22 protein-coding genes are annotated in these 26,909 nt (G+C 55.8%); 6 read left to right on the plus strand and 16 right to left on the minus strand.

Features of this window, described 5'->3' with window-relative positions; all coding sequences use genetic code 11:
* Positions 1-10 precede the first annotated feature (10 nt).
* Entirely contained in the window at positions 11-1,261 is a 1,251-nt protein-coding gene (hflX, locus tag AAC636_RS07070; protein ID WP_340301109.1) for a GTPase HflX, read from the plus strand.
* On the opposite strand, the gene AAC636_RS07075 is transcribed toward hflX, so the two are convergent.
* The 3 genes from AAC636_RS07075 to hemB form a co-directional block, all read right to left on the minus strand.
* The gene (locus AAC636_RS07075; protein WP_340300911.1) at positions 1,258-3,732 is read right to left on the minus strand and encodes a penicillin acylase family protein; all 2,475 of its coding nucleotides are present in this window, start codon (positions 3,730-3,732) and stop codon (positions 1,258-1,260) included. The genes hflX and AAC636_RS07075 overlap by 4 nt on opposite strands.
* 11 nt (positions 3,733-3,743) lie before the next feature.
* Positions 3,744-4,331, minus strand: a complete 588-nt coding sequence (locus tag AAC636_RS07080) for a lipid-binding SYLF domain-containing protein (RefSeq protein WP_340300912.1) — start codon at positions 4,329-4,331, stop codon at positions 3,744-3,746.
* Positions 4,332-4,445: 114 nt separating this feature from the next.
* Positions 4,446-5,444: a porphobilinogen synthase gene (hemB, locus tag AAC636_RS07085; protein ID WP_340301110.1), complete on the minus strand. Its 999-nt coding sequence runs from the start codon at positions 5,442-5,444 to the stop codon at positions 4,446-4,448.
* 119 nt (positions 5,445-5,563) lie between these two features.
* Here hemB and AAC636_RS07090 point away from each other — a divergent pair, with 119 nt between their 5' ends.
* Together AAC636_RS07090 and mfd are read left to right on the plus strand one after the other, a co-directional pair.
* Entirely contained in the window at positions 5,564-6,085 is a 522-nt protein-coding gene (locus tag AAC636_RS07090; protein ID WP_340300913.1) for a hypothetical protein, read from the plus strand.
* 38 nt (positions 6,086-6,123) lie between these two features.
* Positions 6,124-9,579, plus strand: coding sequence for a transcription-repair coupling factor (gene mfd, locus AAC636_RS07095; RefSeq protein WP_340300914.1), 3,456 nt, complete (start codon positions 6,124-6,126; stop codon positions 9,577-9,579).
* Here the strand turns inward: mfd and AAC636_RS07100 are convergent.
* From AAC636_RS07100 to AAC636_RS07110, 3 genes are read right to left on the minus strand one after another with little or no spacing between them, the layout of a single operon-like run.
* The gene (locus AAC636_RS07100) at positions 9,576-10,787 is read right to left on the minus strand and encodes a multidrug effflux MFS transporter (RefSeq protein ID WP_340300915.1); all 1,212 of its coding nucleotides are present in this window, start codon (positions 10,785-10,787) and stop codon (positions 9,576-9,578) included. The two genes, mfd and AAC636_RS07100, sit on opposite strands and share 4 nt — an antisense overlap.
* Positions 10,784-11,437: a DsbA family oxidoreductase gene (locus tag AAC636_RS07105; RefSeq protein ID WP_340300916.1), complete on the minus strand. Its 654-nt coding sequence runs from the start codon at positions 11,435-11,437 to the stop codon at positions 10,784-10,786. Before AAC636_RS07105 ends, AAC636_RS07100 begins: the two co-directional genes overlap by 4 nt.
* Positions 11,434-12,219 carry a 3-hydroxybutyrate dehydrogenase gene (locus tag AAC636_RS07110; RefSeq protein ID WP_340300917.1) on the minus strand — a complete coding sequence of 262 codons (786 nt, stop codon included), beginning with the start codon at positions 12,217-12,219 and terminating at the stop codon, positions 11,434-11,436. The genes AAC636_RS07105 and AAC636_RS07110 overlap by 4 nt, the downstream gene beginning before the upstream one ends.
* A 256-nt stretch (positions 12,220-12,475) precedes the next feature.
* On the opposite strand from AAC636_RS07110, the gene AAC636_RS07115 reads away from it, so the two are divergent.
* Positions 12,476-14,287, plus strand: coding sequence for an extracellular solute-binding protein (locus AAC636_RS07115; protein WP_340300918.1), 1,812 nt, complete (start codon positions 12,476-12,478; stop codon positions 14,285-14,287).
* Positions 14,288-14,346: 59 nt separating this feature from the next.
* Here AAC636_RS07115 and AAC636_RS07120 read toward each other — a convergent pair whose 3' ends face one another.
* The 3 genes from AAC636_RS07120 to AAC636_RS07130 form a co-directional block, all read right to left on the minus strand.
* Positions 14,347-15,060, minus strand: a complete 714-nt coding sequence (locus tag AAC636_RS07120; protein WP_340242733.1) for a DUF502 domain-containing protein — start codon at positions 15,058-15,060, stop codon at positions 14,347-14,349.
* A gap of 94 nt (positions 15,061-15,154) precedes the next feature.
* Positions 15,155-16,066, minus strand: a complete 912-nt coding sequence (locus tag AAC636_RS07125; protein ID WP_340300919.1) for a pseudouridine-5'-phosphate glycosidase — start codon at positions 16,064-16,066, stop codon at positions 15,155-15,157.
* Positions 16,067-16,068: 2 nt separating this feature from the next.
* Positions 16,069-16,959, minus strand: coding sequence for a PfkB family carbohydrate kinase (locus tag AAC636_RS07130; RefSeq protein WP_340300920.1), 891 nt, complete (start codon positions 16,957-16,959; stop codon positions 16,069-16,071).
* A gap of 220 nt (positions 16,960-17,179) precedes the next feature.
* On the opposite strand from AAC636_RS07130, the gene rpsB reads away from it, so the two are divergent.
* Together rpsB and tsf are read left to right on the plus strand one after the other, a co-directional pair.
* Positions 17,180-17,971 (plus strand): 30S ribosomal protein S2, encoded by a 792-nt coding sequence (gene rpsB, locus AAC636_RS07135; protein WP_340300921.1) that lies wholly within the window; start codon positions 17,180-17,182, stop codon positions 17,969-17,971.
* A 109-nt stretch (positions 17,972-18,080) separates the two neighbouring features.
* On the plus strand, positions 18,081-18,956 hold the full coding sequence (tsf, locus tag AAC636_RS07140; RefSeq protein WP_340300922.1) for a translation elongation factor Ts: 876 nt from the start codon (positions 18,081-18,083) through the stop codon (positions 18,954-18,956).
* A 322-nt stretch (positions 18,957-19,278) separates the two neighbouring features.
* Here tsf and AAC636_RS07145 read toward each other — a convergent pair whose 3' ends face one another.
* The 7 genes from AAC636_RS07145 to AAC636_RS07175 all read right to left on the minus strand — a co-directional run bounded on the left by AAC636_RS07145 (position 19,279) and on the right by AAC636_RS07175 (position 26,835).
* On the minus strand, positions 19,279-19,944 hold the full coding sequence (locus AAC636_RS07145) for a helix-turn-helix transcriptional regulator (protein WP_340300923.1): 666 nt from the start codon (positions 19,942-19,944) through the stop codon (positions 19,279-19,281).
* 179 nt (positions 19,945-20,123) lie between these two features.
* On the minus strand, positions 20,124-20,810 hold the full coding sequence (phoB, locus tag AAC636_RS07150) for a phosphate regulon transcriptional regulator PhoB (protein WP_340300924.1): 687 nt from the start codon (positions 20,808-20,810) through the stop codon (positions 20,124-20,126).
* A gap of 22 nt (positions 20,811-20,832) precedes the next feature.
* Positions 20,833-21,546, minus strand: coding sequence for a phosphate signaling complex protein PhoU (gene phoU / locus AAC636_RS07155; protein ID WP_340300925.1), 714 nt, complete (start codon positions 21,544-21,546; stop codon positions 20,833-20,835).
* Between the two features lie 22 nt (positions 21,547-21,568).
* Positions 21,569-22,378: a phosphate ABC transporter ATP-binding protein PstB gene (gene pstB / locus AAC636_RS07160; RefSeq protein WP_445322544.1), complete on the minus strand. Its 810-nt coding sequence runs from the start codon at positions 22,376-22,378 to the stop codon at positions 21,569-21,571.
* A gap of 3 nt (positions 22,379-22,381) precedes the next feature.
* Complete coding sequence (pstA, locus tag AAC636_RS07165; RefSeq protein WP_340300926.1) at positions 22,382-24,151, minus strand: phosphate ABC transporter permease PstA; 1,770 nt, start codon at positions 24,149-24,151, stop codon at positions 22,382-22,384.
* Entirely contained in the window at positions 24,151-25,719 is a 1,569-nt protein-coding gene (gene pstC / locus AAC636_RS07170) for a phosphate ABC transporter permease subunit PstC (RefSeq protein ID WP_340300927.1), read from the minus strand. The genes pstA and pstC overlap by 1 nt, the downstream gene beginning before the upstream one ends.
* Positions 25,720-25,815: 96 nt before the next feature.
* The gene (locus AAC636_RS07175; RefSeq protein WP_340300928.1) at positions 25,816-26,835 is read right to left on the minus strand and encodes a PstS family phosphate ABC transporter substrate-binding protein; all 1,020 of its coding nucleotides are present in this window, start codon (positions 26,833-26,835) and stop codon (positions 25,816-25,818) included.
* Between the last annotated feature and the right edge of the window lie 74 nt (positions 26,836-26,909).

Consider the following 26,909-nt stretch of genomic DNA (forward strand, 5'->3'; position numbering starts at 1 on the left):
GGGCGCGGATATGCGCGCCTTTGTTCTCCACCCTGACATCTTTAGCGATAAGAACCGTCTCGAACCCACCGCAGCCCTTGAGGAGGCGGTGTCACTTGCCATGGCGCTGCCTGATCTTGAGGTGGCCCTGTCTCAGGTGGTGCGTCTGCCTGCGGCCAAGCCGGGGCGCTTGTTTGGCACGGGCAAATTGGCGGAGTTGAAAGATCAAATCAAAGACCACGATGTGGGGCTTGTCTTGATCAATGGCGCTGTTACGCCCGTGCAGCAGCGCAATTTGGAAAAGGATTGGGGGGTCAAGCTGCTGGATCGCACAGGCCTGATCCTTGAGATTTTTGCAGCCCGCGCCGCCACCCGCGAGGGGGTGTTACAGGTCGACTTGGCGGCCCTGTCCTATCAGCGCACCCGCCTTGTTCGTGCATGGACGCATCTTGAACGTCAGCGGGGTGGCTTGGGGTTCGTAGGCGGCCCTGGCGAAACCCAAATTGAGGCAGACCGCCGTGCCATTGACGCACAAATGGTGCGCCTGAAGCGGCAATTGGAAAAGGTGGTCAAAACCCGATCTTTGCATCGCGCGGCGCGCGCCAAAGTGCCTTATCCCGTTGTGGCCTTGGTGGGATATACCAATGCGGGGAAATCCACGCTGTTCAATCGCGCAACCGGTGCGGATGTTTTGGCGCAAGATATGCTTTTTGCCACGCTTGATCCAACCATGCGCGCCATTCATTTGGCTGATGGGTCAGAGGTGATCTTGTCTGATACGGTTGGCTTTATCTCGGATTTGCCGACCCAATTGGTGGCGGCCTTTCGCGCCACCTTGGAGGAGGTTTTGGACGCTGATCTTATTGTGCATATGCGCGACATTTCGCACCCGCAAACCGAGGAACAGGCCGCCAAAGTGCATTTGATCCTTGAGCAATTGGGGGTGTCCAAGGATGTGCCGCAGATCGAAGGATGGAATAAGATCGACCGACTTGGCCCTGAGGCGCAGGACAGTTTGCGCGTGTTAGCCGCGCGGCGCACTGATGTTGTCGCAATGTCTGCATTGACAGGCGAGGGGGTAGATCACCTGCACCGCATGATTGCAGCGCAACTGGCCCCGCCAAAGATCACCGAAACCCTGCATCTGCCCCATTCCGCAGGCCGCGCGCGTGCATGGCTGTTTGAGCAGGGCGTGGTGCGCGAAGAGCAGGTTGATGATCAGGGCCAGCATTTCACAGTCGAATGGACTGCCACCCAAAGTGCGCGGTTTTCAAAACTTTAGCGCGGGATCAAGGTTGTGATCCCAAGGTTTCCTGCCCGCGCAAGGGTTGGATCAAGGCTCATGGGAAGGTATTCACCGCGCCGCCACAGTTCAGATAAGTCGTCATAATGACGGCTTAACGGATGGCCTGATTGGCCCGTGGAAATGACAAAGACACTGCTGTCGAGATCGGCAAAGTCATACACCCCGCGATAGCCTGCCGCGTGACTATTTTCATAGGGCGCATTCCCCTCCCATGAAATGGCCCCGCGCATCAGGCTATGCGGCCCGCCCGATGTGGATTGGCGGATATTCACAATCCACGAAAAAAGATCGGTTTGGCCCAAGACGGGGTGACGATGCACCGCCTCATGTGCCGCGCCCCACCGCCAACTGTCCAAATTCGCACCATATGTCTCGCGCAATTCAAGCAAGGCACCGTCAAGCGCGGCCTCTGCGATTTCAGGGCAGGTCTCAACGCGCGATGTTGTTCGCAGATCACACCAGACCGCTGCGCCATCGATGTTACGGAACACGCGCTCGATAAAAATTGGTTCAACCGCATAAAATTGATCAGCCAAGGGGCCGATATCGTCACGGATCAGCCGCTGTTGCAGCGCGCGCATCCACGCGATGTAGATCAAGGGCTCGGGCATATGCTCGTTCATATTGCCGTCCCAATCCGCCAAACGCTCCAAGGCGCGGGCGCGCATCCGCTCGGGCGTGCCTTCGGGGGCGGTTGTGCTTGTGAACCACAACTCCGCCCCAACCAAAGGCAGAATATTCACAGCCGCAGCAGAGACGGGATCAAGCTGCGCTTCGCTGAAACTATCGCGCGTATGCACTGCGCGCATTTGCATCAACCGCTGCCAGCGCAACACGCGCTGCGTATCGCCCCAATTATAGCTCAAATGATCTGGAAAGGCGCGATCTATCGTTTTGTTATTGGTGTTGCCAACGATGCCGCCCTCTGGGTTCACAAAGCTTGGATTGGCCTCAGCGGGCATCATGCCGCGCCATCGGTTCTGGTCAAGCCATCCTTGCGCAGGGATGCGCCCCTGACCAATCATCTCAGGATTGCGGCGGGGTTGGCGGCCAATGACCTGCAGCGCAATATTGCCTGCACTATCGGCCAAAGTCAGGTTTTGCGAGGGCGCGATATGAGCGCGCGTGGCGCGAATGGCTGCATCCACGGATTGCGCACGCATCAAGGCAAGCCCCGCTTGCAAACTGGTATTGCGGGGGTTGAGCGCCGTCCATGCCAAAGCCATGACATGGTTTTCAGGCGTGACCGTTCCCAAATTCCAATGGGTCGAAGGGATGACGGGGCCATTTCGGCTGTTGCGCAGAGTGATGGTTACAGGCGCACTATCGGCGACCTGAATAATTTCTTGGCGCGTTTCAAAGGGGATAAAGTCCGCCCCCGCGCGGTAAAGCGTGGGATCGTTTGGATCAAGTTCTTCAACGAAGAGATCCATATCATCGATATAGGCCGAGGTCATGCCCCATGCCAAACGATCAGAGCGCCCAACGGCCACGATGGGCATGCCAGGAATGGTCGCCCCAATCACCCCGCCTGAAGCCAATTCAAGCCGCGCCAGATACCAAATCGATGGGGCGCTTAAACCCAAATGGGGGTCATTGGCCAGAAGGGTCGCGCCACTTGTGGAGCGAAATGGGGCTGCGGCCCATGCGTTGGACGCACCCGCAAGGCCGCGGGGCGCCACAGGATAGAGCGGGTTCTCAATGCGGGGCATAGTTGTGATTTCAGCAAAATCACTGGGATCTGCGTTGAATAGGCTTGCATATTGCGGCAGCGCCGCGATGCCCGCACCCGGGGCATCGGGCAGCAAATCTCGAATGCGTTCAGGGCGATCTAGGGCCAAAATCGCGCGGGCCCGTAAGACATCGCTTTGCGCTTGGTCACTCAAGGTAAGGGCTATCAACATTGAGATTGCGATACTGTCTTGCGGTCGCCATGGGGCGATATCGGGTTCAAACAAGAACAATTCGGGCGCACCACGCCCTAAGGCCTCGCGCGCGATTTGATCCAACCACCCATTGACCCCTGCGGCATAGGCCTCGAGATCGTTGCGGGCGGCTGCCGAGTAATTGGCATAAGATGCTTCCGCATAGGCCTCTAGATCAAGGCGGCGCATGAGGTCATCGCTGCGTAGGCTGCGGTCTCCGAATATTTCAGAAAGGCGGCCTTGTGCCGTGCGGCGTAAAACCAACATCTGCCATAGCCTGTCTTGGGCATGCGCAACACCAAGGCCGTAGAACACATCTTGGTCGGTCGTCCCAAATATATGCGGGATTGCCCCTTGGGCGCGCACAATCTCGGCGCCGTTTTCCAAGCCTGCCATACGCCATGTGGCGTTATACTGGGGCAGGGATCGCGCGGCAAACCAATAGGCAATCGTGGTTGCAACCACGACCACAAAGATCACCACTGAGGTGATCCGCACAAACCAACGCAGCAGCGACCCCATTGCCCTGTCAGTTACGGGATGATGCGCGAGTAGCGCGTGCCTTCAAGCGTGGCGCCCGCAATCAGCCCCGCCTGACCAAACACCACCGCAATCACGGGATTTGTCAGGGTGTTGCTGTCGATGCCCAAAGATGCACCGCTTGCGTTAAAGGCATAGCGCACATCGGCACCAACCGCCCAACCCGGCGAGCCACGGAACGAGCTAAGCGCCTCTTCGGTCATGAAAAACAGCGCATGTGCATATTGCTGCGCACCGATTTGAAATCCGAAAGATCCGCTGATTGCGTTGTAATAATCAACTGTTGCGCCATTGATACGCAATGCGCCGCGCCCATAAGATGCGCCAAAGCCAAAGCCAGCCTCGGTGACCAATGGCATGATCAGAACACCAGCCGCGTTATAGGCCAGTTCTTCTGTTCCTTGAACTTCTTGGAACATGAATTCCTGCGCGCTGTCCACGCGTGCATCCAGACGCTGGGAGGCTTGCGAATTCACCCCATTGCTGCAGGCCGCCAAGAGCGGCACCGCTGTCCCGCCAAGCACGAAATTGCGGCGGGTCAAAATTTGGGGCGAATGAGATGTTTTTGTTTCACTGCTCATATGTGACCTCATTCCCTGTAATGTCTCTGCCCATCTTTTACGGGGTTGCGCGTGGTTTGTCATGACCAAAGCGGCCCAATTTTATCAAATGACGCAGGTTTGATGTGTTTTTGCCTAGCCCTGTAGGATGGCCGCAACCCGTGGGGCGAAATAGGTCAACACACCATCACATCCTGCGCGGCGGAAACACATCAGGCTTTCAAGCATGACTTTCTCCCCGTCTATCCACCCTTGCGCGGCGGCGGCCTCGATCATCGCGTATTCGCCTGAGACCTGATAGGCATAGGTCGGCGCGCCAAAGCGGTCTTTGACCGCGCGCGCAATGTCGAGATAGGGCTGGCCTGGTTTCACCATAACCATATCCGCCCCTTCCATCAAATCGCGCTCAACGCAGGCCAAGGCCTCGTTGCGATTGGCGGGATCAATTTGATAAGTTTTTTTATCGCCTTTCAGCGCACCAGACGCACCTACCGCATCACGAAATGGCCCGTAATAGCTTGAGGCGAATTTGGCCGCATAGGACATAATCGTCACATTGCGGTGGTTTGCCCCTTCAAGGGCGCTGCGAATGGCGCGGATGCGGCCATCCATCATATCCGATGGCCCCAAGATATCTGCGCCTGCCTCGGCCTGCGCCAATGCCATTTTCACCAATGCCTCAACGGTTTCGTCATTGATGATTTCACCATCGCGCACATAGCCATCATGCCCGTTGATATTATAAGGATCGAGGGCAATATCGGTCATGACCGCAATATTGGGGGCGGTCTTTTTAATGGCGGCAATCGCGCGATTGGTCAGGTTTTTAGGGTTCCACGCCTCGGCGCAGTCCTCGGTTTTAAGCGCGGAATCTGTATAGGGGAACAGGCAGATCGCGGGAATGCCAAGCGCCTCGGCCTCCTGCGCAGCTTTGACCACCAAATCAAGCGACAAACGATTGACCCCAGGCATGGAAACGACAGGTTCGCAAACCCCTTCGCCATCGCGCAAAAACACGGGCCAAATGAGATCATTGACGCTTAATTCCACCTCGCGGGTCAGATTGCGCAAAGCGACGCTTGCGCGGGTGCGGCGATGACGGGCGAGGGGAAACGGGGCTTGGGTCACGCTGATCTCCTTGATCCTATCTGTCTCAAATTTCTGACAGGTCACAGGAGATTTCTCAAGGCTAGAAAAGGCCATAATTGCCGCGTAGAAGGGGGCGGGGTGCGAAAATAGGGCCAAGAAAATCAGTGCAGTTTCTCGATCATATCATCACGGTTTTGGATTTCTCCGCTTTTGAGGCGGTGTGGTATTGGGTGTTATTTGCGCTTTTGTGGTCACATTGGACACAAACCACGCTTGGTGTGCCCTTTGCCATGATCCGCCGTGCCGAATTGGGGGATGAAACTGCGCGAAGCGATGCGCTGCAATTGGCCGAGATCACCGCGCGTGATTTGCGCGGCCTCGATGCACAGCTTGGGCCAATCTTGGTGACGCTTTTAGGGCTGATCTTGGGCTTTCTGGCTGCGCTTGGCTTTTATTATGACAGTCCTTTGGCGCAGTCGGTGTTCTTTCTTGTGATGCCCGCCGTAGGTGTCGGCTATTTGCGCAATCGTTTGGCGCAGGCTTGGCCGCAGACCCCGCCACAGGATCAGATCCGCGCATTGATGCGCCATCGCCGCCGTTTGCAATTCCTTGGCAGCGTGTTGATTTTTTTCACGGCGATTCAGGGCGTGTTTTTCCTTCAACGTGTGCCGCAATCACCGCTTTGATCTTGACACGCGGGGCTGCCCCTTTACCTGACGCTTCCATGTCACACGCAAAACCCCAACCCGCCCATATTCGCGCCTCTGGCGTGCCCGAAGGATATGACGCGCAGATGATCCTGCGCGAATTAGAGCGCGCGGGGTCTGATGAGGCAATGGTGCTGCATATTGCGCGTGATGACAAACGTGCTGAAAGCATTGCCGTCGCGCTGCAATTCTTTGCTCCTGATCTGACCCTTCTGCGCTTTCCCGGCTGGGATTGTCTGCCCTATGATCGCATCTCCCCCAACGCCGAGATTTCAGCGCGGCGCATGGCTACCTTGGCGCGGTTGGTGCAGGGCGGGATTGGGCCTGCGGTTGTTTTAACCACGCTTAATGCGGCCACGCAATTTTTGCCCCCGCGCGATTTGCTGCGTGAGGCGGCCTTTCACGCCACTGTGGCTCAGCGCATAGACGAAGACGCCTTGCGCGCCTTTTTGGTGCGCATGGGGTTCACGCAAACTCCCACTGTGACCGAGGCGGGGGATTATGCCCTGCGCGGCGGGATTATTGACATTTGGCCTGCGGGAACGCCGCAACCCTATCGGCTTGACCTTTTTGGTGATGTTCTTGATGGGCTGCGCAGTTTTGACCCTGTAACGCAGCGCAGTCTTGAAACCCTGACCCATTTATCGCTTTCGCCCGTCTCCGAGGTTGTGATGGACGAGGCCGCAATCACGCGGTTTCGACAGAATTACCGCATCGAATTTGGGGCTGTGGGAAATGATGATCCGCTCTATGAGGCAGTCAGTGCGGGGCGTAAATACCAAGGCGTGGAACATTGGCTGCCCTATTTTCACCCCAAGCTTGAGACCTTGTTTGATTATCTGCCCGATGCCGTGGTCACTATGGATGACCAGACTGTGCCGCAGCACGCCGCACGATGGGAGACGATCAGCGATCAATATGACACGCGCAAAACGGCATTGACGCAAAAGGGGCGGTTGGACAGCGTCTATAAACCTGTGCCGCCTGACTTGCTCTATCTTGACGAGACGCGGTTTGCCGCCGCCTTGGCGCCGCATCGGGTTTTGCATTTCTCACCGCTGCCTGCCGCCATGGGCCCGAATGTTATTGATGCAGGCGGGCGTGTCGGGCGCAATTTCGCGCCTGAACGGCAGCAAGAGAATATCAATATATTTGAGGCGCTTTGCGATCATATCCGCGATATACGCCAATCGTGCGCGGTAATTTTGGCCTCTTGGTCAGAAGGGGCGCGGCAACGCCTGATGCAGATTTTGACCGATCAAGGCTTGTCTAGTTTGGTCAAGCTTGATCATTTCACGCCTGATCTGCCCAAAGGCAGCATCTCTTGCGTGATCTGGCCGCTTGAGGAGGGGTTTACCGCCCCCAATCTAGCAGTGATCTCAGAGCAAGATGTGTTGGGCGACCGGCTGATCCGTCCCCGCCGCAAAACAAAACGTGCCGAGAATTACCTGACCGAGGCGCAAAGCCTTTCAGCGGGTGATCTGGTGGTGCATGTTGATCACGGCATCGGGCGGTTCAAGGGGCTGGAAACCATCACCGCCGCAGGCGCCCCGCATGAATGTTTGGCGCTTGAATATGCAGGCGGGGATCGTCTGTTCTTGCCCGTTGAGAATATCGAACTTCTCAGTCGCTATGGCCATGATGAGGGTCTGCTTGATAAACTTGGCGGTGGCGCATGGCAGGCGAAAAAGGCGCGGATGAAGGAACGCATCCGCCTGATTGCGGATAAGCTGATCCGGATCGCCGCAGAACGCGAATTGCGCCAAGCGCCGATTTTGGGCACGCCCGATGACATGTGGGAGAATTTCTGCGCCCGCTTCCCCTATGAGGAAACCGAGGATCAGCTGTCTGCCATCGCGGATGTGGTGGAAGATTTAGCCCGTGGCCGCCCCATGGATCGCTTGATTGTTGGCGATGTTGGGTTTGGCAAAACCGAAGTCGCCATGCGCGCGGCCTTTATTGCGGCGGCCTCTGGCCTGCAGGTGGCGGTGATCGCCCCCACGACATTGCTTGCGCGTCAACACGCCCGCACCTTTGCCGAGCGGTTTCGTGGCTTCCCGCTTAAAGTTGCGCAATTGTCTCGCTTTGTGTCCGCGAAAGAAGCCGCAGAAACCCGCGCAGGGTTGGCGGATGGGACAGTGGATATTGTCATCGGCACCCACGCGCTCTTGGCCAAAGGGGTGCGCTTTGCCAATCTTGGGCTTTTGGTGATAGATGAAGAGCAACGCTTTGGCGTGAACCACAAAGAGCGGCTCAAAGAGTTCCGCTCTGAGGTTCATGTGCTGACCCTATCGGCCACGCCTATTCCGCGCACATTGCAGATGTCGCTTTCTGGTGTGCGTGACCTTAGCCTGATTGGAACGCCGCCGGTTGATCGGTTGGCTATTCGGTCTTATGTCAGCGAATTTGACGCGGCCACCATCCGCGAGGCGCTGTTGCGCGAACATTATCGCGGTGGTCAGTCCTTTTATGTTGTGCCGCGTATTGAAGACTTGCCCGAGATTGAAACCTTTCTGCGGGATCATGTGCCAGAGGTCAGTTTCGTGGTGGCGCATGGCCAGATGGCCGCAGGTGATCTCGATGATCGCATGAACGCGTTTTACGATGGCAAATACGATGTTCTGCTTGCCACAACGATCATTGAATCGGGAATTGATATTCCGACCGCCAATACGATGGTCATTCACCGCGCGGATATGTTTGGCCTGGCGCAGTTGTATCAGATCAGGGGCCGTGTCGGGCGCGCGAAAACCCGCGCCTACGCCTATCTCACGACCAAGCCGCGCGGAAAATTGACACCCGCCGCTGAAAAACGCCTCAGGGTGTTGGGCAGCCTCGACAGTCTTGGTGCAGGCTTCACCATTGCATCCCAAGACCTTGATATTCGCGGGGCAGGCAATATCGTGGGTGAGGAGCAATCGGGCCATGTCCGCGAGGTGGGGTTCGAGCTGTATCAATCCATGTTGGAGGAGGCGATTGCCGCGATCCGTTCTGGTGCGGCCGAAAGCACCGTCAGTGACGGGCAATGGTCGCCGCAGATCAATTTGGGCGTGCCCGTCATGATCCCCGAGGCCTATATCCCCGATTTAGATGTGCGGCTTGGCCTCTATCGCCGCCTGTCGCAATTGGAAAGCAAGGTCGATCTCGAAGGGTTTGCCGCCGAGATGATTGACCGCTTCGGCCCGCTGCCGCGCGAAGTTAACACGCTGCTTTTGGTCATGCGTATCAAGGCGATGTGTAAACGCGCCCATATCGCTAAGATGGATGCGGGGCCCAAAGGGGCGACTTTGCAATTCCACAATGACAAATTCCCGAACCCTGCGGGCCTTGTGGCCTTAGTCGAAAATCAGCGCGGGTTGGCCAAGATCAAAGAGAATAAAATCGTCATTCGCCGTGACTGGGCCAAGGATGCCGATAAGATCAAAGGGGCCTTCGCAATTGCCCGCGATCTGGCCGAACGGGCAAAGGGCTAGCCCGCCTGTTCGGATTTCGGCATCATTTGCATCAGCCCCACGGCGATTGCGGCAAAGAACAGCGCAAATGAGATCAGGGGCAGGGGCGTGCCGTCAAAAAACTGGCCCACAATCGCCCCCAGAACCGCGCCGCCGATGGTTGCGATGGCGCCCATCATCGAACTGGCCGTGCCCGCGATATGGCCCAAAGGCTCTAGCGCGAGGGCGTTCAGATTGCCCAAGGTAAAGGCCGCAGCGGCAAAGATGGTCAGCGTCCATGCAATATAAAGCGCAAAGCCTTGCCCAGCCTCAAAGATCAGGCCAAAGGCCAATAGCGCGATGCTGCTGTTGAACAGCACCACAAATAACGTGCCTCGCACCATAGCGCGCATACCAAATCGAATAACCATTTTGCCGTTGATCGGCCCTGAGGGGGCAGCCATCAATGCAATCGCACAAAACCAGAATGGAAATTCAGCGCCGCGTCCAAAGCTGAGGTCAAACACCTGCTGAATGGAGGAAATCACCCCAAAAAGCGCCCCGAATATGCAGGTTTGCACAAGAATAGAAAGCTGCATTTGGCGCATGCCAAGGGCGGTCGAAATGGCGGATTTGAGGGCAGCAAGATTTGGCTTTTGCCGCCGCTCGGGCGGTAGCGTTTCGGGCTGCCGCAGACCCAGCCATGATACCGATAAAAGGATAAAGACCAAAAACGCCACGAAGATCGCCCGCCAACCAAAGCCCGCGATAATCGCCGCACCGATCAACGGGGCGATGGCGGGGAAAATGGTGAAAACCAACATGGCATAGGACACAATCTGCGCCATCGCGCGGCCCTGATAAAGGTCGCGCACCATTGCCAAGGTCACAACACGCGGGCCTGCCGCACCGATGCCCTGCAAAACGCGCGCCGCCAAAACAAGCTCGAGAGAGGGGGCATAATGGGCCAAGATCGCCCCAAGCGCGTAGAACCCTGCGCCGAGATAAATCACGGGCTTGCGTCCCAAAGCGTCTGAAATTGGGCCAGCGATGAAAATTCCGATCCCCATGCCAAAGATAAATGATGTCAGGATCAATTGCGCGCGGTTGATGTCATCTGGCGAAAGCTCGGTCGCGATTTGGGGCAGGGCGGGCAGCATTGCATCCATCGAAAAGGCGATGGTTGCAAAGAGCACCCCCATCATCGCTGTAAATTCAAGCTTTGACGGGGATTTTGAGGCAGGGGTCATTCGGGGGCCGTTTCTTGGACTTGTTGGTTCAGCTCATCAATCACATTGAGCCAGAAATCGCTTGGCTGTGCTCCGGTAACAACGTGTTGATTGGCGATAATAAAACAGGGCACCCCCGTCACCCCACGGGTGCGGGCATGTTGGTCGCGTGCGGTGATGTCGGCCTGATCCGCATCACCCGCTAAGAGGCGCGCGATCATTGCGCGGTCAAGACCGATCTCGCTTGCGATACCCTCTAGAACATCTGCGGCACCGATATCGCGGTGGCTAATGAAATAGGCCTTGAAAATTACCACCGCAGCCGCGGTTTGGCGCCCCTCCAGCCCCGCCCAATGGATGAGGCGGTGCGCGTTTAATGTATTGGGAGTGCGGGGAATAGCGGCAAAATCTATCGACAAACCGGCTTTTTCGGCATGTTCCAGAACGGGGGCATAGGCGGTGGCGGCATTGGCCCGCCCGCCGAATTTTGTCTCAAGATAGGTAGCACGATCCATCCCTTGGGGCGGCATATCGGGGTTCAATTGGAACGGATGCCATTCGACCACAAAGGGGTGGTCTGCGCGCTGTTCCATTGCGCGGGCAAGGTTTGTCCAACCAATATAGCACCACGGGCAAATCGGATCGGATAGGATGTCGAGTTTGATGCTCATAGGGCTGTCCAACCGCCATCAACGGATACGGTTGTTCCTGTGATCTGATCGGCTGCGGCGCTGCACAGAAACGCAACTGTGCCGCCCAGTTGTTCAACTGTGGCGAATTCTTTGGAAGGTTGGCGGGCCAACATCACATCACGCACAACTTGGTCACGGCTCATATTATGCGTTTTCATTTGATCGGGGATTTGGGCCTCGACCAATGGCGTCAAGACATAGCCCGGGCAAATGGCGTTTGCTGTGATGGGGTCTTCGGCGGTTTCAAGGGCGGTCACCTTGGTCAGGCCAACGACCCCGTGCTTTGCCGCCACATAGGCTGATTTATAGGGCGAGGCGGTTAATCCATGCGCCGAGGCGATATTGACCACGCGCCCCCAACCCGCCTTGCGCATCATCGGCAGCGCCACAGCAGTGGTATGAAACGCGGAGGAGAGATTGATCGCGATGATCGCGTCCCATTTTTCGGGTGCGAAGCCCTCAATCGGGGCGACATGTTGAATGCCCGCATTGTTAACAAGAATATCACATCGCCCTGCCGCCTCAATCAGGGCGCGGCATTGATCGGGCTTCGACATATCTGCCGCGATATAGCGCGCGCTGATGCCATGACGTTTGCCTAAATCAGCCGCCAGAACATGGTCTTCGGGGCGGTCCGTAAAGGAATTGAGAACAACATCCGCGCCCGCCTGCGCCAGTATCTCAGCCACGCCCAGCCCAATCCCCGAGTTTGAACCCGTGATAACAGCGGTTTTTCCTGAAAGATCAGTCTGTAATGCCATGGTAAGAATCTCCTGCGGCTCGAATATGGGGGAGGGGGCCTAGACCCGCTGCCGCAGAGAAAACCCCAAAAAAAACGCCGGCACAAGGCCGGCGCAAGTTATTGAGGCAGGTTTCATACAGGCAAGAAACCTATCGAGCAGTGCCTTATGTATAACCATGTTTGCGGTAGAGTTCCAAGAGAAAAGTTTGCGCTTCTTGCGCCAAGCCACTAGCATTGTTCCTATAATTAAAAAGAAAACGGGGATTGTTTTCAAAATGGCACGAGTTTGTTTCAGACGTTTGGGGGTATGGGTGGGGGCCGCGATTATCGCTGTGTCAACCGCACATGCCGAACCGCAACATGGCATTGCTATGTATGGCGAGCCAGCCCTCCCACCAGATTTTGTGCATTTGCCCTATGCAAATCCAGATGCGCCAACAGGCGGGCGGATCGTGACAGGCGAGGTTGGGGGCTTTGACAGCCTCAACCCGCATATCCGTTTGGGCAGCACGCCATGGCAATTGCGGTTCTTGGCTTATGAATCGCTTTTGATCCGCTCTTGGGACGAACCGTTCACGCTTTATGGCCTGTTGGCCGAATCGGTTGAGGTTGATCCTGCGGGATTTTGGGTTGATTTCACGCTTAACCCTGCGGCGCGATTCTCGGATAACAGCCCTGTCACAATGGAAGATGTGGTTTGGTCATACGAGACTTTGGGCACCGAAGGGCATCCGCGCTATCTGAATGCGTGGCAGAATGTCGAAACAATCGAGGCGCTTGATGAGCGCCGCTTGCGGATCACGTTCAAGGAAGCTGATCGTGAAATGGCGCTGATCATGGGCCTGCGCCCCATTTTGAAAAAGGCGCAATGGGACGGGCAAGATTTTCAGGCCTCAGGTTTGGATGTGATCCCCATCGCTTCGGCCCCTTATGTGGTTGATGATTTCGAGGCGGGGCGTTTTGTGTCCTTACGCCGTAATCCTGATTATTGGGGGGCGTACTTGCCCGTGCGCCGTGGCACAAATGTGATTGATGAAATCCGCTTGGAATTCTTTGCCGATGGCAACGCCATGTTTGAGGCTTTCAAAGCGGGTATTGTTACGACAATGCGCGAAACAAACGCGGCAAATTGGGCTGAAAATTATCAATTCCCCCGCGTGCAATCGGGCGAGGTTATTCTTTCCGAAGTGCCGCACCAACGCCCCTCTGGAATGAATGGGTTGGTGATGAACACGCGCCGCGCGGCCTTTTCCGATTGGCGCGTCCGCGAGGCGATGATCCAAGCCTTTAATTTCGAATATATCAATCTCACCTTGAATGGCGGGGTCGAGCCGCGGATTACCTCTTATTTCTCAAACTCGCCCTTGGGCATGCGCGATGGGGCGGCTACGGGCCGTGTGACCGAGTTCCTTGCGCCGTTTGAGGCGGATTTGCTGCAAGGGGCGCTTGAGGGCTATGCTCTGCCACAAACCGATGGCACCGAGGCCAATCGCGCAGGCATTCGCCGCGCAATGGCCCTGCTTGAGGAGGCAGGATATCGCGTTGAAAATGGGGTGATGCAGACACCTGACGGGGCGCCTTTTACCTTTGATATTCTACTCTCCCAAGGGTCGACCGAGATGCAATCCATCGTGAACATTTATGTCGAGGCTTTGGCACGGCTTGGGATTGTTCCCATAGTTACCACTGTTGACAGCGCACAATATCGCGAACGGATTGATAATTTTGACTTTGATATAACCGATATCAACCGTGGTCTGTCGCTTAGCCCTGGAAATGAGCAGCGACTTTATTGGGGTTGTGATTTGGCGGAAACCACAGGATCACGCAATTTGATGGGGGCCTGCCATCCTGCGATTGAGGCGATGATTGACCAAATGTTGACCTCGGCAAGTCAAGAGGATTACCGCGCGGCTGTCCACGCCTTGGATCGCGTGCTGATGAGCGAGCGTTATATAATCCCGTTTTGGTATTCGCCAATCAGCCGCTTGGCGCATAATGCAGAGCTGAAATTCCCCGACTACATCCCGATTTATGGCGATTGGATCGGATGGCAGCCCGATGTCTGGTGGGTAGAGGCGCAATAAAAAAAGGGCGGTCGGAGGGCCGCCCTTTTTTAGTGTTTTAGGCTGATGCGGTCGCGGGTCTATTTTGCGGTCTTGGACGCGGCCATAGCCTCGACCGCTTTTTTTGCATCCTTGCCATTAGGGTAGACAAGCCCGGCGGAAATGATCAGCTTTGCTGCGTCCTCGACAGTCATATCCAGTTCAATCGTGTCCTTGCGAGGCACAAAGAGCAAAAAGCCTGATGTCGGATTTGGTGTGGTGGGCAAAAACACGGAAATCAGATCATCGCCAAGCTTTTCGGCCACTTCGCCCTTGGCCTTGGTCGAGACAAAGGCGATGGCCCAGATACCTTTGCGCGGATATTCGACCATGCAGGCACGGTCAAAATTCTGCTCACCTTGTGCCAAAACAGTTTCAACAATTTGTTTCAGCCCTGAATAGACAGAGCGCACAAGCGGGATCGACAAAACCAAACTTTCGGCCCAACGGATCAGCGAGCGGCCAATGAGGCCCTTGGCAATCCAGCCAACAATCACCGCAAAAACGAGGAAGGTCGCCACGCCAAGGCCGCGAATATCAACCTGAAGGCCCGTATAATGTTGGATCAAAAGCAGCGGGTTATAGCGGCCTGGAATAAATGGCAAAACCCAACTGTCGATCCATCCGATCAGCGTCCAGACCAACCAAATGGTCACCGCAATCGGGGCAATGACCACCACGCCTGTAAAGAAATTATTGCGTAGGGCGGCCAAGATACCGCGGCGTGGGGGTTTGGGATTTTCGGGCAATTGCATGATGCGGGGGCGCGTTGGGGAACCGTTAAACCTGTCTCGATCAGATGTAAGGGGGTTTCGTTAACCTTACAAGAGGCAAGGGACGGTGGGGTCGTCAGGGTTCCATTGCCATGGCCAGCGCAATCTGCGCGCCAAGGCGCGCATTGTTACGGATCAGGGCAATATTGGCTGCAAGGCTTGCCCCTTGGGTGGCCTCTAGAATTTCAGCGAGAAGAAAGGGGGTCAGTGCCTTTGCGGTGATGTTCTGTGCATCGGCCTTGCGCACCGCATTTTCGATCACAGGCGCAAGGGTTTCGGCGGCGATTTCATCCGCCACAGGAATTGGGTTTGTGATCAATTGCCCGCCATTCAGCCCCAATGTCCCGCGCATCAGATGGGCGCGGGCGATCTCTTGGGGGCTGTTCATTTGCAGGGGCGCGCGAATGCCACTGTCGCGTGACCAAAAGGCAGGGATCATCTCTTGGCCATAGGCAATGACAGGCACGCCCAATGTTTCGAGCGTTTCAAATGTTTTGGGCAAATCCAAAATGGCCTTTGCCCCCGCACAGACCACCGTCACAGCCGTTTCGGCCAGTTCTGGCAAATCGGCAGAGATGTCAAAACTGTGCTCCGCCCCGCGATGCACGCCCCCAATGCCCCCTGTAGCAAACACGCGAATGCCCGCAAGATGGGCGCAGATCATTGTTGCGGCCACTGTGGTGCCACCTGTCTGGCCAAGAACAAGCGCCGCCGCCAAATCAGCCCGCGAAAGTTTCGCGGTCCCCGTGACCTGCGCAAGGTTGAGCAACTCTGCCTTGGAAAGCCCAATTTTAATTTCCCCCTGAACCACTGCGATTGTGGCAGGCACCGCACCCTGATCTCGAATTTCGGCCTGAACGGCCTGTGCGGTTTCAAAATTGGCAGGGTAGGGCATGCCATGGGTGATGATGGTGCTTTCAAGGGCAACTACAGCGCCGCCTGTCTTTAGGGCATGTGCAACATCCGGGGCGATGGTGAGGGGAAGCATGCTTAATCCTTTCCTGCCACATAAGCGGCGGCTTCGTTGAGTGCAAAAATTTGCGCCTCTTGACGCGATGCACCACCGGTTTCGGCGGCGATATGGGCGGCCATGAACCGATCCCCTGCACCTGTCGCGCGGGTGGCGGTGACCTGTGGTGGCTTGCCCGTCACTGTTTCAGCGCCCGCCTTGGCGTCTACAGTCCGGCCCGCACCATCGGTCACGATCACGCGCGCAGCCCCCGCCGCGATCAGCGCATCTGCGGCCTCTGTGGCCGAGAGGTCAGGCGCTTGCCCTGCAATCAAACAGGCCTCACGGCGATTGACATAAAGGCTTGCCATTGGGTGATGCAAAAGCGGGCAAAGACGCGTGGCCTTGCCGGGTGATGCGGGCGCGATGCGTAAATCCGCCGCCTGAAAGGCAGGGGCATCCGCGATATAAGCCAAAAGCGCCTCGGTCAAATTGCCATCAAGCGCCACTACGCCTTGATAGGGGGCCGCGGCATCCCCCAAGGGGCCATGCTCAAGGGGGGCTAGAATCTGCGCGCCTGCGGCCTCAAGGCCATGTGCATCGGCGATGGCAGCCATCACTTGGCCTTGCGCCTCAATCGCCATGTAGTGGTCGGTCGGCCATTCAGAGCTGCGAAAAATATGGTCGCAATTCATGCCGCGCTTTTCGCAAAAGGCCAGCAAATCCGCGCCTTCGGCATCACGCCCGATCATGGTCAGCAAAACGGGCTGCATCCCATAGGCGGCAAGCCCGATGGCAATATTCAACGCCACCCCCCCAGGGATGCGCGTAATACGCCCCGCAACATCATCGCCAACGGCCATAGCCGTATCTGTGCGACCAATCATGTCCCACAGAACCGATCCGATGCAGATAATGCTGTTCTTTGTCATGGCTGCGTCTCTATCCCGCCTATGGGCCTACGTCTATGCCTCAGCAGTGCTGTTGTAGATGGCCCTTGCGGGCAGGGGAAAAATGCCCTAAGGCGCGCTTGTCCGAAAGGGCAATTCACAGGCGAGGGCGGGTCGCATAGGGGAGACATCCCTATCGATCCACCGGTTGGGGCATGGCCCCTGATCCCTCGCTCAGGCGCAAACCGGAAAGGAAACTATTATGGCGCTTCCTGATTTTTCTTTGCGTCAGCTTTTGGAAGCTGGCGTTCACTTTGGTCACCAGACCCATCGTTGGAACCCTCGCATGGCCCCGTATATCTACGGCGACCGCAATGGGATTCACATTCTTGACCTGACCCAGACTGTTGATCTGCTTGAGCAGGCTTTGGTTGCTGTGCGCGAAACTGTTGCCAAAGGCGGCAGCATCTTGTTCGTAGGCACCAAGCGTCAGGCACAGCGCCCCATTGCCGAAGCGGCAGAGCGTTGCGCACAGTATTACATGAACCACCGTTGGTTGGGCGGCACGCTGACCAACTGGCAGACTGTTTCCAACTCGATCAAGCGTTTGAACGAGATTGATGAAGCGATGCAAAATGGTATTGAAGGCCTGACCAAGAAAGAGCGTCTTGGCATGGAGCGCGATCAGGCGAAGCTGCAAGCCTCGCTTGGCGGTATCCGCGAAATGGGCGGCCTGCCTGATCTGATCTTTGTGATTGACGTCAACAAAGAAGACCTCGCCATTGCCGAAGCTAACAAGCTGGGCATTCCTGTTGTGGCGGTTGTTGATAGCAACTGTTCGCCCGCAGGCGTGGATTACGTCATTCCTGGAAATGATGACGCGGCGCGGGCCATCAGCCTTTACTGTGATCTGATCTCGCGCGCAGCCCTTGATGGGATGAGCGCGCAGATGGATGCAGCTGGCGTTGATGTTGGCGCAATGGAAGAGACTGTCGAAGAAACCTTGGCCGAAGCAGCACCTGCTGAAGAAGCCGCAGAAGACGCTTCTGCCTAAGGGGTTCTAAGTTTGGCGGGAAAGCGCGCCTTTCCCGCTCGACTGACATATCTGTGACATATCGGCGGGGCATATCCCCGCCTGACTTACAAATCAGGAGATTCTCACCATGGCAATTACTGCTGCAATGGTAAAAGACCTGCGCGAAGCAACTGGCGCAGGCATGATGGACGCAAAAAAAGCGCTGACCGAAACCGATGGCGATTTTGACGCCGCGATTGACTGGTTGCGCACCAAAGGTTTGGCGAAAGCGGCCAAGAAATCTGGTCGCACCGCGGCCGAAGGTTTGGTTGCTGTTGCAGTCTCAAACGGCAGCGCGGTTGCGGTTGAAGTGAACTCGGAAACCGATTTCGTTGCGAAAAACGCTGAATTCCAATCCATGGTTGCAGGCATCGCGCAAGCGGCGCTTGACGTGGATGATATAGACGCCTTGAAAGCGGCGGACATGGGCGGCAAGCCTGTTGAAACCGTGATCACCGATGCGATTGCGAAAATCGGTGAAAACATGGCGCTGCGCCGCATGGCAAAATTGTCGGGCCAGACGGTTGTGTCTTATATGCACAACGCCGCGGCTGATGGCATGGGCAAGATCGGCGTTCTTGTCGCGTTCAATGGCACCGATGAAGGTTTTGCCCGTCAGGTGGCGATGCATGTTGCAGCGGTGAACCCTGCATCCTTGTCTACGGATGATCTGGATCCTGCAATTGTGGAAAAAGAGCGTCAGGTGCAAATCGACATCGCGCGTGAATCTGGCAAGCCAGAGGCCGTCATCGAGAAGATGATCGAAGGCCGTATGCAGAAATTCCTCTCCGAGGTGACCTTGGTGAACCAAGCCTTCGTCATCAACCCAGACCTGACTGTCGCGGCTGCAGCGAAAGAAGCGGGTGTTGAGCTGACAGGGTTTGTGCGCCTTGAGGTTGGTGAAGGCATTGTGGTTGAGAAAGAAGATTTCGCCGCAGAAGTTGCTAAGGCCGTTCAAGGCTAACTTCGCACCAAATTGCGAAACAATGAAGGGCAGGGGGCAACCCCTGCCTTTTTTCTTGTAAAATGAAAACGGCGTCACTCAGGGACATGAATGACGCCGCCAACAGCCCGCTTTTTATTTGGGGACGCGGGACTGACAGGTTGCTCTAGGTACAACCTGTATGTGCCTGCGGGGGACACCGCGCGACACATAGCGTTATTATATTCGATTTAAGAACATTCGACACTGAGGAATTCCTCAGGGCTGACCATGGTCACGCAACTGTGAGATAGGTTAATAATTAGTTAATAAAATTGTTCTGAGATCAATTTTAAATAAAAATTTAATTTAAAACCAGTGCCTTAGCGGCAGCCTGTGCTGTTGTGTCAGCCTGTAGCACATCTCGTGCGCCGCGTAGATGTTTCTCAACCGTTGTTACATTTATCTCCATGGCAAAGGCTATTTCGCGCATGGTGCGTCCCTTGATCACCAATTCCAATGCTTCGCGCTGCCGTTCGGTTAGGATTCGCAAATTTGGCGAGACGGGCAGTGCAGTGGCGCATAGGTGAAACAGATGGCAATAGGCAAAGATAATTTCACCGTGTTCATCCCATATCTCGATAAGCGCCTTTTGGGTCATATGTTCTGCGCCAATCAATCCGAATTCCGCATTCGCCGCATGGTGGCGCCGTGGCAGCGAGACTGTATATCCCGCTGTGATCGCGTGAGCCGTAAAAAGCTCATATAATTCGCGCTCGGCACGAGATAACGCGGTTCCGTCAGGTGGCGCTGATGACAGATGCGTCCAAGGTTCTGCACCAGTGTTGGACATGGCCCATTTGACGATGGGACAGACGCGATAGAGATTTTCGCCAACATAGCCCGCAATCAACGTTTTTGGGCAGTTGTACAGGATACGGTTGTCATGCGCGTGACCCGTTTTGCCAAATTCAGCAGCAATCGGGTTGGTGGCATATATGAAATAGCGAAAGCTGTAAGACGTCAGCATCTAGCGAATTAAATGTATCTGCGCCGGGGGGATGGCTGTCGAGCGAATATTATTTCTTCGTTAAATTAGATGGTTTTAATACTTTATTGAAGTGATCCCGCGTGTTTCCGCATCACAAAAATTAACATAATCATGATTATCGGATAAATGGATGGGCGCAAAATCGCGCACCCCCATGATCACCCAAGCGCGTATCCAGCGCCGCGCACAGTGCGAATTGGGTCACCCTCGCCCCCGCCTCGCAGCGCCTTGCGCAGACGGCCAACATGAACATCGACTGTGCGACTGTCGACATAGATATCGCGGCCCCAGACGCGGTCGAGTAATTGTTCACGGCTCCAAACGCGACCTGGTCGTTCCATGAACGCGGTCAGCAAACGAAACTCAGTCGGCCCAAGATTAATCTGTGCGTCACCGCGGAATGCGCGATGTGCGCTGGTGTCGAGTTTGATATTCTCATATTCCAATGTCTCCCCCACCGAAGATGGCCGTGTGCGGCGCAACTGGCTGCGGGTGCGGGCCAAAAGCTCAGCCAAGGAATAAGGTTTCGTGACATAGTCATCAGCGCCCGTCTCAAGGCCGCGAATTTTGTCGACCTCTTCGGATCGCGCAGAAAGCATGATCACAGGTATCCGCGCCGTTTGCGTGCCTGACTTTAACTGACGACACACTTCGATGCCTGACACATTGGGCAGCATCCAATCCAAGATAATCAAATCGGGCGGTGTTTCGCGCGCGATAAGCAATGCCTCATCACCGCTATCGGCGGTCAGCACATCAAACCCTTCGGCCGCGATATTATAGGCCAAAACCTCGCGCTGTGCGGGTTCGTCTTCGACAACCAAAATTACGGGGGAATGTGCCATGTTACGCTACTTTTTTGTTGGATTACAACTGGTTAGAGGTTTCAGAGATCACATCTTGCTTGGGGCGGATATCCTCAGGCATTGCGCCCGTTACAAGATAGACCACCTGCTCGGCAATCGAGGTGACGTGATCCCCCATGCGCTCAATATTTTTTGCCATAAAATGCAAATGCATACAGGCCGTAATTGATCTTGGATCTTCCATCATAAACGTCAGATATTCGCGGAAAAGTGCAGAATAAATCTGATCAATTTCAAGATCGCGCTCGCGCACATCTTCGGCCAAGCCCAGATCCCGTTGGATATAGGCATCAAGCACATCTTTAAGCATCAGTTCCACCTCGCGCGCCATTCGGCGCAGTGAGGCAGTTGCGCCCTCAATCGGGGGCTGCGCCATCACCGCATGGCTGCGCTTGGCGATATTTTTCGAGTAATCCCCAATCCGTTCCAAATTGGTCGAGACACGGAAAACAGAAAGCACCGTGCGCAAATCGGACGCTGTCGGCGAGCGCAAGGCCAAAATGCGCGCGGCTTCCTCGTTCACTTGGGTTTCCAAGGCATCAATGGCCGCGTCCCCTGCCCGCACCAGATCGGCCAGTTCAGGGTCGCGCGTGTCCAAAGCCAAGACCGATTTATGGATCGAGTCCTCGACCAACCCGCCCATCTTCATGATCCCCGCCTGAATGCTCTCTAGGTCGCGGTCAAATGAGGAAACGATATGTTCATTCGTGTTCATGGCAGCCCTTCCAAGCCGAGAATTAACCGATACGGCCCGTGATATAGCTTTCGGTGCGCGGGTCTTCGGGATTGGTGAAAATCTTTGAGGTGTCGTCAAATTCAACCAAGTTTCCTAGGTGGAAAAACGCGGTCTTTTGGCTGACGCGCGCGGCCTGTTGCATCGAGTGGGTGACAATCACGACCGAATAATTGCTGCGCAGCTCGTCAATCAATTCTTCCACCTGCGCGGTCGCGATAGGGTCAAGCGCTGAACAAGGCTCGTCCATCAGCAAAATCTCAGGGTTGGTGGCCACAGCCCGCCCGATACAAAGGCGCTGCTGCTGCCCGCCCGATAGATCCGTTCCAGGGGCATCAAGGCGGTCTTTCACCTCATCCCAAAGGGCCGCACGGCGCAAACTTTTCTCCACGATCTCGTCTAGATCGGCCTTGCTGCGGGCCAAGCCGTGAATGCGCGGGCCATAGGCCACGTTTTCGTAAATGGATTTTGGAAACGGGTTTGGTTTTTGGAACACCATCCCCACCTTGGCGCGCAATTGCACAGGGTCAACGCGGCGGTCATAAATATCCTCGCCATCGATGCGAATATCGCCCTCAATACGCGCAATCGAGATGGTGTCATTCATGCGGTTCAAGCAGCGCAGAAAGGTCGATTTCCCGCAGCCTGACGGCCCAATGAAGGCGGTCACAGTTTTATCGAGAATGTCGACATTCACATCCTTAATCGCATGGGTTTCGCCATAATAGACCTGCACATTGCGCGTGGCGATCTTGATGGCATCCTCGCCTGCAATACGGGTGTCGAGTTGCATATTATTCACTTTCGTCTCCATGACTTACCACCTCCGCTCGAATTTACGGCGCAGGATAATGGCGAGGAAGTTCAACGAGAACAGAAGGGCCAGCATCACGATAATCGCGGATTGTGCCAAACCTTCGCGCACAGGCGCATCTTCATTTTGTGCCAAAAGGTAAACAACCGTTGGCATCGATTGTGTCTGCTCCAACAGACCCCCGCTGAAGGGCGAGGATAGCAGATCCGCGCCCGTTGATACAGACAGACCAATCAACAGCAAAGGTGCGGTTTCCCCAAGGGCCTGCGCAATACCGATAATTGTGCCCGTTAGAATGCCAGGTGCTGCGAGGGGCAGAATATGGTGGAACATGGCCTGCACCTTCGAGGCCCCTACCCCGAGGGCTGCTTCGCGGATTGAAGGCGGCACCGCCTTGAGGGCCGCGCGGGTTGCGATCACAATGGTGGGCAGTGTCATCAAAGACAGAACAAAGCCACCGAGTAAGGCCGTGCCCCGAATGGAGGTTGTAATTCCAAGATCCGTCAGCGCGAACAAAATTGCGGCCCCAAGGATACCGAACACGATGGATGGCACCGCCGCAAGGTTGGCAATGTTGATCTCGATAAAATCGGTGAATTTGTTTTTGGGCGCAAATTCTTCAAGATAAATCGAGGCTGCGACCCCAAAAATCAGCGAGAACACCAAGACCACCAGCATCATATAGAGCGAGCCCATCAAGGCAGGGCCAATCCCCGTAATCTCGCCGCTTTGCGAGTAAAGATTGGTGAAGAATTTCCAATGGAAATGGCGATTGATGATGTCGGCCTTGACCATTGCATCCGCCATGGCCAGATGACCCAATCCAAAACCAGGTGGCATATCGGCCTGACCGCGGCCTTGCAATTCACCCGTCAGATAGCGGGTGAGTGAGATTGCAACAGGCACGCCAGTGAATTCAGTATCACCGACCAGATTGGGATTAGCTACGAGGTAATCACGCGTATCACGGCGATTGGCGGTATAGATCATCGAGGCCAAGGCAGCATCATCAAATTCTGCGGGTTGGCGCATCAGACCTGCGGCATCGAGTAAGGCGGATTGCAGGCCTGTTTGCGCCAATGCGGTGGCGGCAGCGGGCATGGCATCAGCCGTGATCCCATCGGCAATGGCCTGAACCTGTAACGCGGCAGATGCAAAGCCCGCACCAGAAAGGGCCGTAACGGCGGCATCAAGCGCGGTATTTGCGGCGGCGATATCATCGCCCTCAAGGGCAGATTGTGCCCCGCGCAAGGCGCTGCCCGGTTGGCCGAAGATACGGGCGACATCACCCCCTGCAACAGCACCGTTTCGCAGATCCGACAAAGGCACCCCTGCCCCATCCATTAGCCCTGCTTGGGCAAGAATTTCCTCCGCACGGTCAGCGTAGCGCGCGGTCACAGTGGCCATGACGTCAATCCCTGCGGCCTCAATTGTGGCCTTGAGAGAGTTTGCGTAAATCCCGCGCTCAAACCCCGAGCGCAGGCTGACGTCAGCGATTTCCTCTGGCGTAACTTCGCCCCCGTTTTCATTCAGAATTGCAGGGTCGTAATAGAGTTCAATCTCGGCTTGATATTGCCAGAGCGCAGGGATGCCGCGCGAGACGATTGACCACAGAAGCACACACAGGAAAAACAAAACCACTGTGATGGCCGAGATGCCAAGAATGCGCAGCGCAAGACCCTTTTGGTGGCGCTTTTGCACCTGTTCTGAGCGGGCATATAGCGATTGCATCTTGCGCTTTGGCAGATCAGAGGGGTTGAACAGATCAGTCATCAGTCATACTGCTCCCGATATTTGGCAACAATCCGCTGTGCGAGCAGGTTCAACCCCAGCGTGACGAAGAAGAGCGTGAAGGCCAGCGCGAAAACCGCCAGAACATCAATCGAGTCGAACCCTGACCCCTCGCCCGTGAGGACGGCCACGATGCGGGTTGTCACAGTCACAACCGCCCCGAATGGGTTTGGCTCCAATCCTGTGACCGAGGACAATGCGCCTGCGGCCAGAACCACAATCATGGTTTCCCCAATCGCGCGGGACGCGGCCAAAACGATGGCGCCCACAATGCCAGGCAGCGCGGCAGGCAAGATCACCTTGGTCACCGTTTCCGCGGGTGTCGCCCCCAGACCAAGCGAGCCATCCCGCATCGCCTGCGGCACGGCATTGATCACATCATCGGACAAAGACGATACGAACGGCACCAACATCATTCCCATCACCACGCCTGCGGTCAGAACCGAGACCGTGTTGGGCATAATCGTTGACCCCACCACCGCCTGTAAAAACGGGCCGACTGTCACAAGGGCGAAGATACCATAAACGATTGTCGGGATCCCCGCGAGGATCTCTAGCGCGGGTTTGATCGTGGCGCGCAGCGCGCTTGGGGCGAATTCCGACAGGTAGATTGCCGCGGAGAGGCCCAAAGGAACCGCCACCAATAATGCCACAAGCGCAATGTAAAGGGTGCCCCATATTAAAGGCAAAAACCCAAGCGCCGACACATAGCTGCCATCTGGCCCCTCAGGCGCGCCTGCAACATCGCCTGCAGGGGCCCATTCCATCCCAAAGAGGAAATTGAAAATCCCGTATTCCTTGAAAAAGGCTAATGTGGGGAATGTGATGGCTGACAGAATGCCAACAGTGGTCAAAATGGCGATGGTGGAGGCAAAGATCAAAAAGGCAAGGATCCAACGCTCGACCGAGATGCGCGCGCGGAAATCGGGGTTGATCAATTTTAGACCATAGAGAAACCCGCCGATGGCCAAAAATACTGCGCCGAGCCGCCCTGTCAGTTCGACTGTGGCGTTAAAGCCGCGCAGGCGCAAAGCGGTCTCAAACATTTTTTGCGAGATATTCGCGCCAATAATTTGCCCGTCATCGCGCAAGCGCTGCGCCAACGGGGTGAAATCTACACGCCAGCTCTCAATATCGGCTTCGGTTGCGTTGCCATTGGCGATATAGCCATCAATCGCAACCGCCAAACCTTTGACATTCGCAACGAAGAGATCGCGCTGCGCGGCAAGACGAACGTCTATCTCGTCCTGCGGCAAGCCATCGGTAACGTCAGCGGATAACTGCAATTCAGGTGCATTGGGATCAATGATCGAGGCGGTATAGCTGTTAGAAGCAATCCCTGAACCAATCGACCAGAGAATAATGAAAATCAGTGCAGGCACAGAGGCCGCAAGGGCCACATGCATGCCATGTTGTTTCGGAAGCGAATGCAGGCTCGACTCAACCCCGTTTGCGACAGAAATCGCGCGGGCGCGCCCGATAAAAAAGCCTACAATCGCAAGCACTGCGATAAGGGCCAAAACAAGCGAAATGCTGATTGTCAGGGGCATTTGGTCGTCCGCTCTGCTCTTTTAAGTTTTGCCCTTTGGGCGGGGTGGATCTGGGCGGTGGAACCGCCCAGGCCGAATTTAGAAGATCGTCAGATTTTAGAGGCCTGCAACCATTGCTTGAGTCGCTGCCAATTCTGGATCTGGCACAAGGCCGTAATCAGCCAATGGGCCACCAGGGCCTGCAATTTCGTCAGAGATGAAGAACTCAACATATTCCTTCAAACCAGCGATTACGCCGATATGCTCTTGCTTGACGTAGAACTGCAGAGGGCGCGATACGGGGTATTCGCCAGATGCGATTGCATCAACGGTTGGGGTTACGCCAGACATAGTCGCAACCTGAAGACGGTCGGTGTTGTTTTCATAGAAAGACAGACCGAATACGCCAATACCTGTTGGGGTGCTGTCGAGATTTGCAAGCGTCTGTGTATAGTCGCCTTCGATATCAACCGAACGGCCATCGGCGCGAAGGGTCATGCAGGCTTCTTCAACCGCATCTTCGTCCATGCCCATGCCAGCCATTGCTTCTGCTGCGCCAGTTTCCTCACAGCCTGCGAGGATCACGTTTTCTTCGAAAACTTCGCGCGTGCCATGGTTCGTGCCAGGAACGAACATGTTGATTTCCTGAGAAGGAAGATCGCCATTTACGTCAGCCCAGTTGGTGTTTGGGTTGGCAACCATTGCGCCATCAACAGGCAACTCAGCGGCAAGCGCCAAGTAGATATCTGCAGGTGTAAAAGCGAAAGAAGGGCCATTGATGTCAGAGGCGAATACGATGCCGTCATAGCCAATGCGAACTTCGATTGGGGTTACGCCGTTGCCTGCGCATACTTCGCGCTCGGAGTCTTTCATCAAGCTAGAGGAGTTCGCGATATCGATTGTGCCTTCGCCAACGCCTTCGCACAACATGCGGCGGCCAGTGGACGAACCGCCACCCTCAACAACGGGGGTTGCGAAATCGGTTTCAGCGCCAAACGCTTCGGCAACGATATTTGCATAAGGCAGAACCGTGGATGAGCCCGCGATGCTGACATAGTCACGGCTCTGCGCGGCTGCGCCCGTTGCGGACAATGCCGCCAAGGCAAGGGCGGAAACGGTCAATTTTGTGAAAGACATTCTTCTGTCACTCCAAGTGGTTTTCGGGTTGGCAGAACGGGCACCAGTGCCGCGCTCTTGTGGGCCTGCCTATG

Origin of the sequence: Roseobacter sp. HKCCD5988 (assembly GCF_037830355.1) — a bacterium.
Taxonomy (GTDB): Bacteria; Pseudomonadota; Alphaproteobacteria; order Rhodobacterales; family Rhodobacteraceae; genus M30B80.